The organism is Paraburkholderia sp. CNPSo 3281, from assembly GCF_024206515.1.
Lineage (GTDB): Bacteria > Pseudomonadota > Gammaproteobacteria > Burkholderiales > Burkholderiaceae > Paraburkholderia > Paraburkholderia nodosa.
The window spans coordinates 68,092-82,969 of record NZ_JAMBPS010000018.1 but is presented as its reverse complement, the minus strand read 5'-3'; the positions used below and the strand labels follow the sequence as shown (position 1 = coordinate 82,969).

The following is a 14,878-nucleotide window of genomic DNA, read 5'->3' as shown; positions in this document are numbered from 1 at the left end:
GTGCCGCGTGGCAAGCGCATTTCCGGAAACTGCTTCGCTGTCCGCCTTGAATCGAGCCACGGCCGATCCACACTATTTCAAACGGAGACAACGCAATGCCCCCCAAATTCGTTCGCACGCTTCGGCGCGGGCTCGTGCTCGCTGCCGCAATTTCCGCTGCCCTGCAAGTGCAGTCGGCCGCTCATGCAGAAGACGCGTGGCCGTCCCAGCCGATCCGGATCATCGTTCCCTTCTCTGCCGGCGGGTCGACCGATGTGCTGGCCCGAACGATCGGCCAGGGATTGGGGACGCTCTGGAAGCAGTCGGTGGTGATCGACAATCGCCCTGGCGCGGGCGGCATGATCGCCGCCGAAGTCGAAGCGAAGTCTTCGCCTGACGGTTACACATTGATGCTGGCGTCGGGGAGCATGTTCACCGTCAATCAGTACATCTACAAAAAACTCCCGTACACGGCCAAGGACTTCAGCTATATCACGACGGTGGCGAGTAATCCGATGGTCGTTGCCGTGGCGCCCTCGCTGCCCATTTCGAATGTGAAGGAGCTGATCGCCTACGGGAAAACGCAACATCCCAAGCTGAACTTTGGTTCGGCCGGTATCGGCAGCCAGGTTCACATGGCCGACGAAGCGTTCTCGGGCGCGGCGGGCATTCCGATGGTTCACGTGCCCTATAAGGGCGAGGTGCTTGCGCTCAACGATCTGATGGCGGACCGTGTGCAGGTCGTGCTGCCCAACATCGCCGCGGCCATGCCCTTCATGAAGGGCAAGACGATCAAGGTGCTCGCGGTGACCGGCGACCACCGTTCAGCCGCGTGGCCCGATATTCCGACCGTGAGCGAAGCCGGCTTGCCCGGTTTCAATGTGACCGGCTGGTTCGCACTCGTGGCGCCGGCCGGCACGCCCGCGAGCGTCATCAACAAGATTCAGCAGGATACCGTGAAGGTGCTCGCACAGCCCGACACGCGCCAGCACCTGGCCGTGCTCGGGATGGACCCGGTAGGCGACACGCCTGCCCAACTTCAGGCCAGGATCGCCACGGAATCGGCGAAATGGCAAAAGGTCGTCAGCGCGAGCCATATCGGCGCGAATTGAACTTGATTGTTGATTGCCGTTGTTGCGAAGCCCGCCGGATGCGATGTCCCGGCGGGCTTTTTCATTTGCTTGGCTGATTATCGGCCCCGTATCGCAAGCGCGGCGGCCGAGCCGAGGTCAGGACTGAATCGGGCGACGATTGACGGCCGCTTTCAGATCGCTGATGTCGTCGTGCAACTCGAGCATCCACCGTGCGGCAGCGGCGATCTGGCGTTGAATGCGTTGGAAGGTATCAGGGGAAGTGCGAACGGGCGAGGAGGGGGTATTCACGAGCAACCGGGTTTTCAGTTAGGTAGTAACCCGTATTGTACTAGCGTTGAAGCGAACAGGTGATCGCACATGACCGATGCTATGGCCTGCTTACAACAGCATCCTGGGCGGTATTACGCCAACCGGATCGACGTTGCCGCCCGGACAGTTTGCAGCCGGGCGGTCTTTCTACTGCCCTATTAATCGCTGCTTGCCCGGGGCATTTCGGCGCGCGCTCCACCCTGGCGCACGCGTTCTTTCTTGTTCGCGCGGCGGCGGTTTCGTTGTGCCGACAGCGTGACCATCACGACGAGCAACAGCGATGCAATGAGGAATCCGCAGCTGATGGGCCGCTCGACGAAAATCGACATATTGCCGTGCGAAATGAGCAGCGCACGGCGAAAGTTCTCCTCGATCATCGGCCCGAGGACGAAGCCAAGCAGGATAGGCGCGACTGAAAAGCCAAGGTAGTTGAACACGGTGCCGATCAAGCCGAACGCCAGAACTTGCCACACCTCGAAAAGGCTGTTCTGGGTGCTGAACACGCCAACGGCAATAAAGAACATCGCAGAGGGAAACAGATACCGATAAGGCAGTCTGAGCAATTTGACCCACACGCCGATCATCGGCACATTGAGCAGAACGAGAAGAATATTGCCGATCCAAAAGCTTGCAATGAGGCCCCAGAAGATATCGGGGTGCTCGGAGATCAACTGTGGGCCAGGCGTAATGCCCTGAATGATGAGCGCACCGAGAATCAGCGCCATCACCGGGTCGCCGGGTATGCCGAGGCTCATCGTCGGAATGAAATCGACCTGCGTTTTCGAGTGCGACGACGCTTCGGGCGCCGCGACGCCGGCAATCACGCCCGTGCCGAACGCCTGGGGATTCTTTGAGAGCTTGCGCTCGAGCGCATAGGCGACGAACGTCGTGATCGTCGGGCCGGTTCCCGGCATGGCGCCGAACAGCGCGCCCACGGCCGTCCCTCGCGTCATGGGCCAGAAGGTGGCTTTGAGTTCCTCACGCGTGGGACGCATGTCTTTGAAGCGCACGCTCAGCGACTTGCTCGATACCTGCATTCTGTTGACGTTGCACAGGAAATCGGCCACGCCAAAGAGCCCCATGGCGATAGCAACCAGTTCGAGCCCGTCGTTCATGTCGGTCAGGCCAAACGTGAAGCGGAACGTGCCCGTATTGACATCCGTGCCGACCATTCCGCAAAGCAAGCCGAAAAGCGTCATGGCGATGCCTTTGAGCGCCGAGCCTCTCGACATCGTCGAGCCGGCGAGCAGGCCCAGCAGCATGACGGAGAAGATCTCCGAGGGGCCGAACTTGAAGGCCATTGCCGTGAGCAATGGCGAAGCAAAAATCATCAGGATGATGCCGGTCGACGCCGCGAAGAACGAACTCAACATCGTGATGCCGAGCGCCGCGCCGCCTCTGCCGGCCTTTGCCATGGGATAACCGTCGAGACAGGTGATCGCATGCGGAGGGTGAGAAGGCAGATTGAGCAGAATGGCGCCGATCGCGCCGCCGTATTGCGATCCGTAGAAAATACCGGCGAGCATCAGGATCGCCGGTACAGGGTGCATGACATAGGTCAGCGGCAACAGGATGGAGATTGCCGACAGCGCGCCCATGCCCGGCAACACGCCCACCATGTTGCCCACGAGGACGCCAAAGAACGACCACATCAGGTTGGTGCCTTGAAGCGCAACCGAGAAGCCGTAAAAGAGGTCGTGCAAGGATTGTTCGATCATGTTGCTCACTATCCCCAGGCGAATGGCGCCAGCTGAAGTTTTAGCGCCCATGAGAAGACAACGAGGGCGATCGCGCACATGACGATCGACAACGCGGCTGCGCGAAACAGGGTATTGGTTCGGTCTCCGAGCGCGGAAATGAAGACGATCGCGAAGGTGGCGGGAATCAGGCCGCCGTACTTGCCGAGCAGGATGAAGGCGAGCGTGCCCGTGATGATGCAAACGGCGCCACGCAGGTCGGGCAGGCGCGCATGCGCATCCGCCGTGTTCGAAGCGGGTTTGGGCAGATCCTTCGCCGAGAGCGCGATCAGAATGCCGACGACAGCCAAAAGCGTGCCCACGGCGACGGGAAAGAAGCCCGCCCCCATGCTCGTCAGCGATCCCACGTCATAGGACAAGCCGGCGTACGCGGCGCTTGCGCCGATCACGACCATCAGTGCGCCGGCGTAGTAATCCTTGCTGAAAGAAACTCTGAGGTTCAACGCACACCTCCGCCGCCTGAGCGATTGACATCCGCAGCGCAGCCCGGCGCATGAAGTCTGGAGAGCGAGGTCCGGCAAGGTTGCCCGGCCCATGTGCGGCCGGGCAGAAGGTAGCACTACGAATCGAAGTTTGCTGTGTAGCCGGCGCGGGCCTGCAGGGAGCGTCGCCTGTCCGACACAGTCATACAACTCATATGTATGAGTCGCAATGTAATGTGTTAGCCTTCGGATTGCCATCAGGGAAAACATGGGTGTCGGCGCATCGCGCGCGAGACGAAGCAATTCTTTCGTCGACTTCAAGAATTACTGACTTTTCGCGTTGATAGATGACGCGAATAATCCACTCGACACCCATTTAATGCGGGAATCCACACGTCTTGAACAGGAGATATCGCAATGTCGATTGCATGCCGCGGCGCTGACGCGCTGGTAAAGGCGTTGTCCAAAGCAGGGGTGAAGCATGTCTTCACCTTGTCGGGCAACCACATCATGCCGGTGTTCGACGCTTGCATTGGCGCGGGTATCGAGTTGTTCCACACGCGCCATGAGGCCGCGGCCGTGCATATGGCGGACGCCTACGCGCGCTTGACCGGCAAGGTCGGCGTGGCGCTGGTGACCGGCGGTCCCGGTCACGCCAACGCGGTTTCGGCGCTCTATACGGCGCAGATGGCGGAATCGCCCGTTCTGCTGCTCTCCGGGCATGCACCGCACGACCAGTTGGGCATGGGCGCATTTCAGGAGATGCGGCAGGCGGATGTCGCGGCGCCGCTCGTGAAGATGGCCGCCACCGCACAGCATCCAGACACTCTGGTCGATGAACTGGCCCACGCGATGCGCGCCGCGCAGTCGGGGCGGCCCGGGCCGGTTCACCTGAGCCTTCCAGTGGACGTATTGGAGGGCGCGGCGCACGTGCCCGGCGAAATGCATGCCGAAAGCTTTATGCCGGCGAGGCAGATGCTTGACGACACAACGGCCAGGCGCCTGGTATCGAGCCTCGCCGATGCGGCGCGCCCGCTGATCCTCGTGGGGCCGGCGTGCATGACCCGCGCTGGCCGCGAGCGGACGGACACGCTTGCGGCGGCGGTCGGCATTCCGGTCATCGGCATGGAGAGCCCGCGCGGCATCAACGATCCGGCTCTGGGGGCGTTCGCCGAGGTTCTGGCGCAGGCTGACCGCGTGATGCTGGTAGGCAAGCGGATGGATTTCACGCTGGCGTTCGGGAAATCGCCCGCGTTTGCGCCGGGTTGCACGTTTGTCCAGGTCGACCCGGAACTGCAGGAGATTGCACGCACGCGCCGCGCGGTGGGTGAGCGCTTGATCGGCACGGCGGTGGCGGATAGTTTCCCCGCGCTCGAAATGCTGGCTACCGCTTCCCGCCATGCCCACAAGTGCGATGAACGTTGGGCGCGCGACGTGCGGGGCGCGATTGCATGGCGGCCCGAGCAATGGCGCACGGCGTCGTCGTCGCTCGAAAGACGGGTGCATCCTGTTCAGGCGCTCGCACCGTTCCAGGCGTTGCTCGACAGCCATCCCGACGCGGTTTTCGTCTCCGATGGCGGCGAATTCGGGCAGTGGGCGCAAGCCTGCCTGCGCGCACCGCATCGCGTGATCAACGGCGTCGCCGGGGCGATCGGCGCCGCGCTTCCGTTCGCGCTGGCCGCGCGCGTCGCGCACCCTGATTCGCCCGTCGTTGCGGTGATGGGGGATGGCACGTTCGGCTTTCATGCGGCGGAAATGGATACCGCCGTGCGCTACGGATTACCCTTCGTGGCCGTGGTCGGCAATGATGCGCGCTGGAACGCCGAGTATCAGATCCAGTTGCGCAGTTATGGCCCTGAGCGGCTGATCGGCTGCGAGCTGCTGCCCGCACGCTACGATCGCGTGACCGAGGCTTTCGGTGGCGCTGGCGCGTTCGTCGAACATGCGGACGACATGAAAGACGCGATCGAACGGGCGCAGGCTGCGCAGAACGCGAAGCTGCCAACGTGCGTGAACATCATGATCGAGGGTGTTGCTGCGCCGTCTTTCAAACGCCGCGCGCCAGAAGCTGCATCGCCCGGTCGCTAAGTCGGGATGTTCGCAAACGGACCGGTGACGCCTGCGCGCTGCGCGGGCTACTGCGCGATCTGCTGACGCTGATATTCGTCGTGCTTCATTTGCATGTAGTCGGCGCGGCTGACCTCGTGCAGTTGCCGCGGATACTGCTCGGTCGCGTCGAACCACTCGGTGAGGCGTTTGTCGAGACGGGTGGCGGGCGGGCTGGCAAGCGCATCGAGATACGCCTGAATGGCGAGGTAATAACGCATCGTATTGCGTTCGACCAGACCGCGCACGCCGCCGATGTATCGCGTCTCGTTCGTCGACGGATCGTGGGTCGTGGAAAAGCCGACTTTATCGCTGCCTATCGTCGCCAGATAGGCTTTCATGGCAAGCCGGCCCGCCGTGCCGTAACCGTAGGCGTAAGTCAGATGAATAAAGGTGCGATCGTTACCCACGGGTATGGCCTCCAGCACGATCCGGTAGTCCTTCGTGCTCAGCGGACCCGTGGCGGCGGTAAGCTCCACGCGAAAATAGTCAGGGCTACTCACGGCCTGGTCCCAGGTGAATTGCACGCGGTAGGATGAGGAAAGCGATTCCTCGGTTTTCTTGCCGATATTCACCGCGAGAACCGTCCCGCTCGCGCTGGTCGAGGCATGGCAGTACTTGATGTTCAGATGCAGGATCAGCACGTCGCACCAGTTGGCAGGCCCTTGAGTCGGGTGGTTGAGCGTGTCGTTGACCGTCGCGAAAGGGAAGTTGACCACCCCGTAAATATCGCCTTTGAGTGCCGATGGCAACTCCTGGGATTCGAGGTACAGCGGCCGCTGAAACTGGTTTTCCGCGAGTGGCTGCGTGAGACTCTGGTACTTTTCGCGCAGGCTCGTCGCCCTGGCGTCCGCTTGCGCGAAAGCGCCCTGGCCCAGCAAACAGAGCGCCGCGGTCATCACGGCCATCCACCACGGGCGCGTGCGCCGGATGCCTGATGTGAATCTGGCAAGCGTCCTCATGGCCTTCCTCCCGCTTTGACTCAGTGTGAGCTGCATCGATCCGACTACCCATTTGGGTGGTGTGCGCCGCCTGTCCTTCTGTCATTGTGAACCCACGATCAGCAGGAGACCTGAAATGGAAACGACATCCTCGAGCGCAAATCCTTTAATGGCTCTCTCGGACGGTCTGGCCGACATTGTCGCGCGAGTCGGACAGAGCGTCGTGGCAATCCATGGCCGGCATCGCATGCCGTCGAGTGGGGTAATCTGGCGCCATGGCGTCGTCGTGACGGCTGCCCACACGATCCGGCGTGAGGAGGGAATCGACATCACCTTGGCCGACGGTCGTACGGTCGCCGCAGTCCTCGCAGGCCAGGATCCGGGCACCGACCTCGCCGTGCTGAAGCTGGACGGCGTGGACCTGGACCCAGTCGAGTCCGGCGAAGCTCGCTCACTGAAGCCGGGTCATCTGGCGCTCGCCGTCGCGCGTACGGACGAACTCGGCATCAGCGCTGATTTTGGCGTGATCGGCAGGACGGGTGGTCCCTGGCGCACCTGGAGAGGCGGGCAGCTCGACGCATTCGTGCGACTGGACGGCGGTCTGCGCCCGGGTTTCTCGGGCGCGGCCCTCGCCGATATGCGCGGCCAGGTCGTGGGCATCTGCACGTCGGGACTGATGCGCAGCGCCGGCATGGTGATTCCCGCGATGACGGTGGAGCGCGTCGCCGATGAACTGCTGGCCAAGGGGCGCGTCTCACGGGGCTACCTTGGCGTCGGCACGCAGCAGGTCAGCCTGCCGAACGCATGGGTGGACAAAATGAACCTGTCGTTCAATAGCGGATTGCTGATCAGTTCGCTTGCGCCGGGCGGTCCCGCGGAACAGGCCGGTGTGCTCATCGGCGATGTGCTGATCGAACTGGGCGGCCAGCCTTGCCGCGACATGGGCGACCTGCACGCCGCGCTGGGCTCGACGGGCATCGGGCAGCCGTTGCCAGTGACGTTGATCCGGGGCGGCGAGCGCCACGCGTGCACGGTAACCGTGGGCGAACGGCCTCAACGGCATGCATGCAGGTGAGGTGCGGGACGCGGCAATATGTCGGACGGAAAGATGGAATACATGGGGCCGGTGCGGGTCGCGCTCATTGCGGCATCGCCGCAGGTGCGCGCAAGCCTGCAAACGATCGTCGAGGCGGACCCGGCACTCGCGTTGCTGGGTAGCGCCGCCGACGCCGAAACGCTCGCCGCTGACCTGGCCGGTTCGGTGCCGGATGTCGTCTTGGCCGACATCGAACCGGAGGCGGGCGACGCGCTCAAGACGCTATTCGAACCTGGCCACGTGCCACCGGCGCTGGTCCTGTTGCTCGACGACCCGGATAGCGACTGGTTCCTTGACGAGCTACCCGCCGATGCGACGGCGATCCTGTCGCGCGACGTGACGCCCGCCGAAATCGTCGCGGCCATCGAAGCCGCCGCCGCCGGCCTGTGCGTGCTGTCGCCCGACATCCTCGCAAGGCTGCTGGCCGGACGGAAACCGTTGCGCCAGACGGCGTCGGGCGGACCGTTCGAAGCCTTGTCGTTACGGGAGACAGAAGTGCTGGCGATGCTCGCCGACGGACTCGGCAACAAGGAGATCGCCCGGCAACTCGACATCTCGGACAACACGGTGAAATCCCACCTCTCGTCCATCTTCGGCAAACTCGGCGCGACCAATCGCACCGAAGCGGTGATGCTCGGTATGCGGCATGGATACATCATGGTGTAGACGGACCACGACCGCCCCTGCGATAAAAGCGGCACGGACAGCGCTCAAGAAACCTTCAGGCTGCCGATAACACACGGATAGGGCGTTATTCGGCGGCTGAGCTGCCACTGACTACGGCGAGAGAGATTCCATGCAGGTTCAACCCATTACCGCGACGACGTCTACGACGACTGCCTACGGCACCGGCGCGCAGGCTTCGACGAGCGGCGCAGGCAACGGCGCTTCCTCGGGCGCGGCATCGTCGAATTCGAATGACAACAGCACGACGAGTTCGTCGACGAGCGCGTCCAGTAGCGGCACCACGTCGACTTCGACTTCGACGCAAAGCACCTCGGCCTCTTCGAAGGCGGGCGGCGGCGGGGGAGGCGGCGCAGCATCCTCCAGCAGTTCGTCATCGAGCGAACTCGACGAATTGAATGCGCTCATCGCGTCGCTTCAGGCGCAGCTCGCGCAGGTGTCGTCGCAGACCTCGGGCGCCGCAGCGCAAGGGTCGAACTCGGGCGAGATCAGCCAGATCAAGGCGCAGCTCCAGAGTGCGCAAAGCGCGTTGAGCTCGGCGTCGCAATCGGACGCGAGCCAGGTCAGCCAGATCGCGTCGCAACTGGCGAGCGTGCAGAGTTCGCTGGCGCAGTTGATGGTCTCGAGCGGCAAAACCACGGGGCTGGTCTCCACGACGGCGTGAGCGGAGCGGGGCGGGGCTGATTCGATCAGCCTGCCGATGATCGAGCGCAACGGCGGCTGGGCTTGCTACTATCGTCGGCGCCAATAACGGAGCCGACTGTGACCCACCCCACTCTCCACCTCTACGCCGACGCCCAGTACGCCAGTCCCTACGCGATGTCCGTCTTCGTCGCGCTGCACGAGAAGGCGCTCGCGTTCGAGCTTTCAACCGTCGATCTCGGCAAGAGCGAAAACCAGCAGCCGGAATTCGCGGCAATGTCGCTCACGCGGCGTGTGCCGACCTTGATCCACGACGGCTTCGCGCTCTCGGAGTCCTCGGCGATCACGGAGTATCTGGACGAAACCTTCCCCGGCGTGGCGCTGTATCCGGCGGATAGCCAACAGCGCGCCCGCGCGCGCCAGGTTCAGGCGTGGCTGCGCAGCGATCTCATGCCGATCCGCCAGGAGCGCTCGACCGAGGTCGTGTTTTACGGCCCGACCACGGCGCCGCTTTCCCGCGCGGCGCAACTCGCGGCAGAGAAGCTCTTCGCGATGGCCGACGCGCTGCTCGCGCAAGGCGAAAAGCACCTTTTCGGCGCATGGTCCATTGCCGACCTGGACCTGGCGTTGATGCTGAACCGGCTGGTGCTGAACGGCGATCCGGTGCCGCATCGGCTGGCGCAGTACGCCCTCTCGCAGTGGCAGAGGCCTTCCGTGCAGCGCTGGCTCACGCTCGAGCGGCCGCCGCTCTGAGGCTGCGTCGTCGCGAAGGGCTGGCGAATGCTGACCGGATGGCGTTCACCCAAGCCTCAGAAAATCGAGCGGCCGGTGCGCGTCGTCAGCCACTCCAGCGCCAGCGAGCCCACCAGCGAATTCCCCGTTGCGTCGAGGCCCGGCGACCACACGCACACCGCGAACTCGCCCGGCAGCACCGCGATGATCCCGCCGCCCACACCGCTCTTCGCAGGCAAGCCCACGCGGTAGACGAAGTCGCCGGCCGCGTCGTAGGTGCCGCAGGTCAGCATCAGCGCAGAAAGGCGCTTGGCCGAACTCGCGTCGAGCATGGGTTCGCCGCTCGCGGGCGAAACGCCGCCGTTGGCCAGAAAGAGCGCCGCGCGTGCCAGTTCCACGCAGCTCATCGAGATCGCGCACTGCCGGCAATACGCGTCGATCACGGTATCGGCGGGCATCTCCAGGTTGCCGAAGCTCGCGATGAAATGCGCCATCGCGCGGTTGCGCTCGGCGTGCGCGAGTTCCGACTGCGCGACGCGGAGGTCGTAGCCAATGCCGGGTTCGCCCGCAAGCCGCCGCATGAAATCGACGAGCGCGGTTTCGGCCTGCACGAAGCGGCGGCATAGCACGTCGGTCACGACCAGCGCGCCCGCGTTGATGAACGGGTTGCGCGGCTTGCCCGCCTCGAATTCGAGCTGCACGAGCGAGTTGAATGCCGTGCCGGAAGGCTCGCGGCCCACGCGCTGCCAGAGCGCGTCGCCGAGCAGCTGGAACGCGAGCGTGCAGGCGAACAGCTTCGAAATGCTCTGGATGGAAAAGCGCACGTCGGCGTCGCCGGTGCGGTACACCTGGCCGTCCACCGTCACGATAGCCATGCCGAAGTGATCGGGGCGCACTGTGGCGAGTTCGGGAATGTAGTCGGCGACGCGGCCTGTGCCGATATACGGCTGCAGGTCGCGATGGATGGCGTCGAGGGTAGGCGTGTAGTCGAACGTGTGATTCATGGGAGGGAGCCGTGCAGTCGCGGCGGGGCGCCCGCCGCGGTCCCCGCGATTGTAGCGGCTCGCGCTTGCCGCCACGGCTTCATTGCGCGCCTTGACCGAACCGCGCCGGTCAATGCGCTCCCGCCGCGCCGCCGCCACCACCGCCCTTCGTCGACTTCGTGATCCAGATGAGCGGAATGATCACGAGAAAGATGATTGCCGAGATATAGAAAATGTCGTTCAGCCCCATCATGGCGGCCTGCGTGGTGAGCTGAAAGTCGAACAGCGCGCGTGCGGAGGGCTCGCTCAGATTCAGCACCTTCTGGGTCTGGTCCATCGCCTGCACGAAGGTCGGGTTGTTGACCGAGGCCTGCTCCGTGAGCCGCGCGTGATGCAGGATCGTGCGGTTGTTCCATGCGTTGGTCGCGATCGAGGTGCCCACCGCGCCGCAGAACACGCGCACAAAGTTCGAGAGGCCCGCCGCCGCGGGCACTCGGCTCGGCGGCTGCCCCGCGAGAATGATCGCCGTGAGCGGCACGAAGAAGAGCGCCATAGGGATGCCTTGCAGCAGCGTGGGCAGCACGAGATGGAAGGTGTCGATTTCGATCACGTACTGCGAACGCATGTAGAACACTCCCGCGAACATCACGAACGCGATCGTCGCGATGATGCGCGCGTCGGAGCGCGGCAACAGGCGCCCCACAACAGGCGAGAGCAGCAGCGCGAAGATGCCTAGCGGCGCGGTCACGAGGCCCGCGTCCACCGAGCGGTAATTCAGATACTCCTGCATCCACTGCGGTAATAACACGAGATTGCCGAAGAACACGGCATAGGCCACGGAAATCGCAATCGTGCCGCCGAGAAAGTTCCGTTGTCCGAACAAACGTAAATCGACGATCGGATGTTCCTCGGTGAGCTCCCAGACGAGAAAGAACGCAAAGCTGATGAGCGCGACGAGGCCGAGCGTGACGATCACGGGCGAGTTGAACCAGTCGAGATCCTTGCCTTTATCCAGCATGATCTGGAGCGAGGCGACCCAGGCGATCAGCAGGCCGAGGCCCACCACGTCGATAGGCGGTTTGCGCGTGGCAGATTCGCGGTTACGGTAGATCGACCACGTCACGAAAGCCGCGAAAAAACCCACTGGGATGTTGATGTAGAAGATCCACGCCCAGTTGTAGCTATCCGTGATCCAGCCGCCGAGCGCCGGTCCCGCGATCGGGCCGACGGTCGTCGTCATCGCCCAGAACGCTAGCGCGCTCGCGGATTTGTCCTTGGGCCAGGAGCCGAGCAGGATGGCCTGCGAGAGCGGAATGAGCGGGCCGGCCACGGCGCCTTGCAGCACGCGCGCAATCAGCAGGAAAGGCAGGGTCGGTGCGATGCCGCACAGCCACGACGCCAGCACGAACGAGAGGATCGAGGTGATGAAGAGGCGCACCTGACCAAAGCGCTGCGTGAGCCAGCCGGTGAGCGGAATGGAAACGGCGTTGGCCGCCGCGAACACGGTGATGACCCACGTGCCTTCGTCCACGGAAACGCCCATGTCGCCGGAGATGGTCGGAATGGCGACGTTGGCGATCGACGTGTCGAGCACGTTCATGAAGGTCGCGAGCGAGACCGCGATGGTGCCGAGGACCAGACGGCCTCCCTGGAGCGGAGGCGGCGGCGCAGGCGGCGCCGATGATGCGGCGGGCTGGTTCAAGCATGTTCTCCGCGTATTCGGTTTGCGGCACAGGATACCTGCAATCGCCTTTTGTCATCGCCAGCCGCGGAGCATCCTCATGCTGCGCAGGGTCATGGGGCTTGCGAATGGCTTTCGCGCGCGATTGGGCTGCTGACGCGGCTTTAGGTAACGCCGGGAAATGGAGTCTTTCGTACACGCGGTGCGCGGCGAGCGTATCCTTGCGCCTGCCGTGCGCCGCGCAAAAAGCGTGCGCTGGAGACACAATACGAACGTCAGTACAGGGGAGGTCCGATCATGAGCTGGGAAGCATTCGAAGGCGGCTGGCGTCTGGCGCCGGCCGATGGCGCCGCTCGCGCGCTCGTCGTGCTGCTGCACGGTGTAGGCAGCAACGCACAGGACCTCACGCCGCTCGCCGACGTGTGGCGCGATGCGCTGCCCGGCGTCGCGTTCACGTCGCTCGATGGCAGCGAACCCTTCGACGGCGGCTTTGGCGGACGCCAGTGGTTCAGCCTGCGCGACATCAGCGAGAGCAATCGCGAGGCGCGCGTCGTTGCCGCCTCGCAGGTGCTCGAGCGGCGGCTCGACGCCGAACTCGCCCACTGGGGGCTCGGCCACGACGCGCTCGCCCTGGTGGGCTTCTCGCAAGGCTCGATCATGTCGCTCTACCACACGGCCACGCAGCCGGCGGGCGCGGCGGCCGTGGTCGCCTATGCGGGCCGGCTCGTCACGCCCGTGGTCGCGAAAAGCCGCACGGTGCTCACGCTCGTGCACGGCGAGGACGACGAAGTGATTCCGGCGACCGAACTGGAGCGCGCCGCCGCCGCGTTCAGCGACGCGGGATTCGCGGTCACCGCTTTCGCGCTGCCGGGCGTGGGCCACACGATCACGCCGCAGGGCGTCATGCTCGGGCGCGACGCGCTGGTGCGCTCGCTCGCGCGCAGCTGATCGCGAGACTCATCCGATCGCTGGCGGCGACGAGTTCAGTCCCCGGTAATCGACATGCATCGGCGGATCAAATCGGTACAAATTGGCAGTCGCATAAGCCCGCAGTGTCGTATTTCGGCCATATTTTCCGGATGAGCTTTGCAGTTGTTTTTGGACCGGCTAAAGTTCGCGCCGGTCGCGGCCGTTAATACGGGGAGTCGCCGCGACCTTATGGGCCGCGTAGGCCCGTTCCGCCCGGCGCGCGGCTAGTTCGCGCTGCCTGGACGAGGCCGCCATCGGGAATGCCATCCGGCGGCGCGTCGTCTGCCGGGTCGCCAAAAAGAACCGAACTTCAGACCAATATGGCCCGAGCCAAGCCGCATTCCATTTTTTCCAAGAGGCTGTTCCGCCAGGACGTGGCGCTCGATCTCGGTACGGCCAATACGCTCATCTACACCGCCGACAAGGGCATCGTGCTGAACCAGCCCTCCGTGGTCTGCTTCGAGCGGCGCGCGGGCGCGAACGAGACGACGGTGGCCGCGGTGGGCCGCGAGGCGAAGGACCTGCTCGGCCGCACGCCGGCCAACCTGGAGACGGTGCGGCCGCTCTCGCATGGCGTGATCGCCAATTTTTCCGCTGCCGAACACATGATGCGCCGCTTCGTGGCGATGGCGCAGCCGCGCCGTCTGCTCGGCCGCCGCGCGGCATTCACGGTGTGCGTGCCGGCGGGCGCGACGCGCGTCGAGCGCCGCGCGATTCGCGAGGCGGCCTTCGCGGCGGGCGCGGCGAGCGTGAACCTCATCGGCGAGTCGCTGGCTTCGGCGCTCGGTGCGGGTTTGCCGGTGCATGCGGCAACGGGCTCGATGGTCGTGGATATCGGCGGCGGGACGACGGAAGTGGGCATTGTCGCGCTGGGCGGCGTGGCGTGCAGCGGCTCGGTGCGCGTGGGCGGCGACCAGTTCGACCGCGCCATCGTCGATCACGTGCGCACGCTCTATGGTGTCGTGCTGGGCGACCAGACCGCCGAACACGTGAAAAAAACAATTGGCTGCGCGCTCTACGGCGAACCCATCGAACGCATCCGCGCGACCGGGCGCAGCATGGAAGACGGTCTGCCGCGCACGGTCGAGATCACGAGCCACGACGTGGTGGACGCGCTGGCTGCGCCGTTGCGCGTGGTGATCAACGCGGTGCGGAAGGTGCTCGAGACGGCGCCCGCCGAACTCGTCACCGATATCGCCGATAGCGGCATCGTGCTCACGGGCGGCGGCTCGCTGCTCGGCAGGCTCGACCAGTGCCTCGCCGCCGAGCTTGGCGTGGTCGTGCGGGTGGCCGACGAGCCGCTCACCTGCGCGGTGCGCGGCGCGGGCGCGGCGGCCTCGCTCATGAGCGAGCACGCGTTCGAAATGGTCGAATAACGGCGCAAGCCGGCGCTCGAGGCAACGCCGCTTCGCCAGGGCGCCGGCATGCCGGGTGTTCGCGCCGCGGGCGTGGGACAATACGCCACTTTGCCGGCGCGCGCTGC

At 64.5% G+C, this 14,878-nt stretch carries 14 protein-coding genes; 8 read left to right on the top strand and 6 right to left on the bottom strand.

Translation table 11 applies throughout. The features are described 5' to 3' along the window. The first annotated feature begins 95 nt into the window (after positions 1 to 95). Positions 96 to 1,091, top strand: a complete 996-nt coding sequence (locus tag M3I56_RS19335) for a tripartite tricarboxylate transporter substrate binding protein (RefSeq protein WP_254355357.1) — start codon at positions 96 to 98, stop codon at positions 1,089 to 1,091. A 449-nt stretch (positions 1,092 to 1,540) separates the two neighbouring features. On the opposite strand, the gene M3I56_RS19330 is transcribed toward M3I56_RS19335, so the two are convergent. Further along, entirely contained in the window at positions 1,541 to 3,100 is a 1,560-nt protein-coding gene (locus M3I56_RS19330; protein WP_051481395.1) for a tripartite tricarboxylate transporter permease, read from the bottom strand. 8 nt (positions 3,101 to 3,108) lie between these two features. Beyond that, entirely contained in the window at positions 3,109 to 3,534 is a 426-nt protein-coding gene (locus tag M3I56_RS19325; RefSeq protein ID WP_254355404.1) for a tripartite tricarboxylate transporter TctB family protein, read from the bottom strand. 444 nt (positions 3,535 to 3,978) lie between these two features. Here M3I56_RS19325 and M3I56_RS19320 point away from each other — a divergent pair, with 444 nt between their 5' ends. After that, positions 3,979 to 5,649: a thiamine pyrophosphate-binding protein gene (locus M3I56_RS19320; RefSeq protein ID WP_254355356.1), complete on the top strand. Its 1,671-nt coding sequence runs from the start codon at positions 3,979 to 3,981 to the stop codon at positions 5,647 to 5,649. A 47-nt stretch (positions 5,650 to 5,696) separates the two neighbouring features. Here M3I56_RS19320 and M3I56_RS19315 read toward each other — a convergent pair whose 3' ends face one another. After that, the gene (locus M3I56_RS19315; protein WP_375541753.1) at positions 5,697 to 6,629 is read right to left on the bottom strand and encodes a hypothetical protein; all 933 of its coding nucleotides are present in this window, start codon (positions 6,627 to 6,629) and stop codon (positions 5,697 to 5,699) included. A gap of 148 nt (positions 6,630 to 6,777) precedes the next feature. Here M3I56_RS19315 and M3I56_RS19310 point away from each other — a divergent pair, with 148 nt between their 5' ends. Both M3I56_RS19310 and M3I56_RS19305 read left to right on the top strand, forming a co-directional pair. Beyond that, positions 6,778 to 7,683 (top strand): trypsin-like peptidase domain-containing protein, encoded by a 906-nt coding sequence (locus tag M3I56_RS19310; RefSeq protein WP_309249172.1) that lies wholly within the window; start codon positions 6,778 to 6,780, stop codon positions 7,681 to 7,683. 18 nt (positions 7,684 to 7,701) lie between these two features. After that, positions 7,702 to 8,370 (top strand): response regulator transcription factor, encoded by a 669-nt coding sequence (locus M3I56_RS19305; RefSeq protein ID WP_309249169.1) that lies wholly within the window; start codon positions 7,702 to 7,704, stop codon positions 8,368 to 8,370. Positions 8,371 to 8,544: 174 nt separating this feature from the next. Here M3I56_RS19305 and M3I56_RS19300 read toward each other — a convergent pair whose 3' ends face one another. Beyond that, positions 8,545 to 8,796 carry a hypothetical protein gene (locus M3I56_RS19300; protein ID WP_254355354.1) on the bottom strand — a complete coding sequence of 84 codons (252 nt, stop codon included), beginning with the start codon at positions 8,794 to 8,796 and terminating at the stop codon, positions 8,545 to 8,547. Here M3I56_RS19300 and M3I56_RS19295 point away from each other — a divergent pair. Further along, positions 8,783 to 9,052, top strand: coding sequence for a hypothetical protein (locus M3I56_RS19295; protein ID WP_254355353.1), 270 nt, complete (start codon positions 8,783 to 8,785; stop codon positions 9,050 to 9,052). The genes M3I56_RS19300 and M3I56_RS19295 overlap by 14 nt on opposite strands. A 98-nt stretch (positions 9,053 to 9,150) precedes the next feature. After that, complete coding sequence (gene yfcF / locus M3I56_RS19290; protein ID WP_254355351.1) at positions 9,151 to 9,783, top strand: glutathione transferase; 633 nt, start codon at positions 9,151 to 9,153, stop codon at positions 9,781 to 9,783. Between the two features lie 56 nt (positions 9,784 to 9,839). On the opposite strand, the gene M3I56_RS19285 is transcribed toward yfcF, so the two are convergent. Beyond that, entirely contained in the window at positions 9,840 to 10,766 is a 927-nt protein-coding gene (locus M3I56_RS19285; RefSeq protein ID WP_254355350.1) for a glutaminase, read from the bottom strand. Positions 10,767 to 10,875: 109 nt separating this feature from the next. Further along, positions 10,876 to 12,447: a DHA2 family efflux MFS transporter permease subunit gene (locus M3I56_RS19280; RefSeq protein WP_028203500.1), complete on the bottom strand. Its 1,572-nt coding sequence runs from the start codon at positions 12,445 to 12,447 to the stop codon at positions 10,876 to 10,878. Positions 12,448 to 12,723: 276 nt separating this feature from the next. On the opposite strand from M3I56_RS19280, the gene M3I56_RS19275 reads away from it, so the two are divergent. Together M3I56_RS19275 and M3I56_RS19270 are read left to right on the top strand one after the other, a co-directional pair. Then, positions 12,724 to 13,374 (top strand): alpha/beta hydrolase, encoded by a 651-nt coding sequence (locus M3I56_RS19275; RefSeq protein ID WP_254355349.1) that lies wholly within the window; start codon positions 12,724 to 12,726, stop codon positions 13,372 to 13,374. 341 nt (positions 13,375 to 13,715) lie between these two features. Beyond that, positions 13,716 to 14,771, top strand: coding sequence for a rod shape-determining protein (locus tag M3I56_RS19270; RefSeq protein WP_254355348.1), 1,056 nt, complete (start codon positions 13,716 to 13,718; stop codon positions 14,769 to 14,771). Positions 14,772 to 14,878: the final 107 nt, after the last annotated feature.

Excerpts from the sequence above, each read along its gene's own strand:
- M3I56_RS19310 (WP_309249172.1), top strand. The coding sequence starts at position 6,778 with ATGGCTCTCTCGGACGGTCTGGCCGACATTGTCGCGCGAGTCGGACAG.
- M3I56_RS19330 (WP_051481395.1), bottom strand. The coding sequence starts at position 3,100 with ATGATCGAACAATCCTTGCACGACCTCTTTTACGGCTTCTCGGTTGCG.
- M3I56_RS19275 (WP_254355349.1), top strand. The coding sequence starts at position 12,724 with ATGAGCTGGGAAGCATTCGAAGGCGGCTGGCGTCTGGCGCCGGCCGAT.
- M3I56_RS19285 (WP_254355350.1), bottom strand. The coding sequence starts at position 10,766 with ATGAATCACACGTTCGACTACACGCCTACCCTCGACGCCATCCATCGC.
- M3I56_RS19325 (WP_254355404.1), bottom strand. The coding sequence starts at position 3,534 with ATGGTCGTGATCGGCGCAAGCGCCGCGTACGCCGGCTTGTCCTATGAC.
- M3I56_RS19320 (WP_254355356.1), top strand. The coding sequence starts at position 3,979 with ATGTCGATTGCATGCCGCGGCGCTGACGCGCTGGTAAAGGCGTTGTCC.
- M3I56_RS19315 (WP_375541753.1), bottom strand. The coding sequence starts at position 6,629 with ATGAGGACGCTTGCCAGATTCACATCAGGCATCCGGCGCACGCGCCCG.
- M3I56_RS19335 (WP_254355357.1), top strand. The coding sequence starts at position 96 with ATGCCCCCCAAATTCGTTCGCACGCTTCGGCGCGGGCTCGTGCTCGCT.
- M3I56_RS19300 (WP_254355354.1), bottom strand. The coding sequence starts at position 8,796 with ATGAGCGCATTCAATTCGTCGAGTTCGCTCGATGACGAACTGCTGGAG.
- M3I56_RS19270 (WP_254355348.1), top strand. The coding sequence starts at position 13,716 with ATGGCCCGAGCCAAGCCGCATTCCATTTTTTCCAAGAGGCTGTTCCGC.
- M3I56_RS19305 (WP_309249169.1), top strand. The coding sequence starts at position 7,702 with ATGTCGGACGGAAAGATGGAATACATGGGGCCGGTGCGGGTCGCGCTC.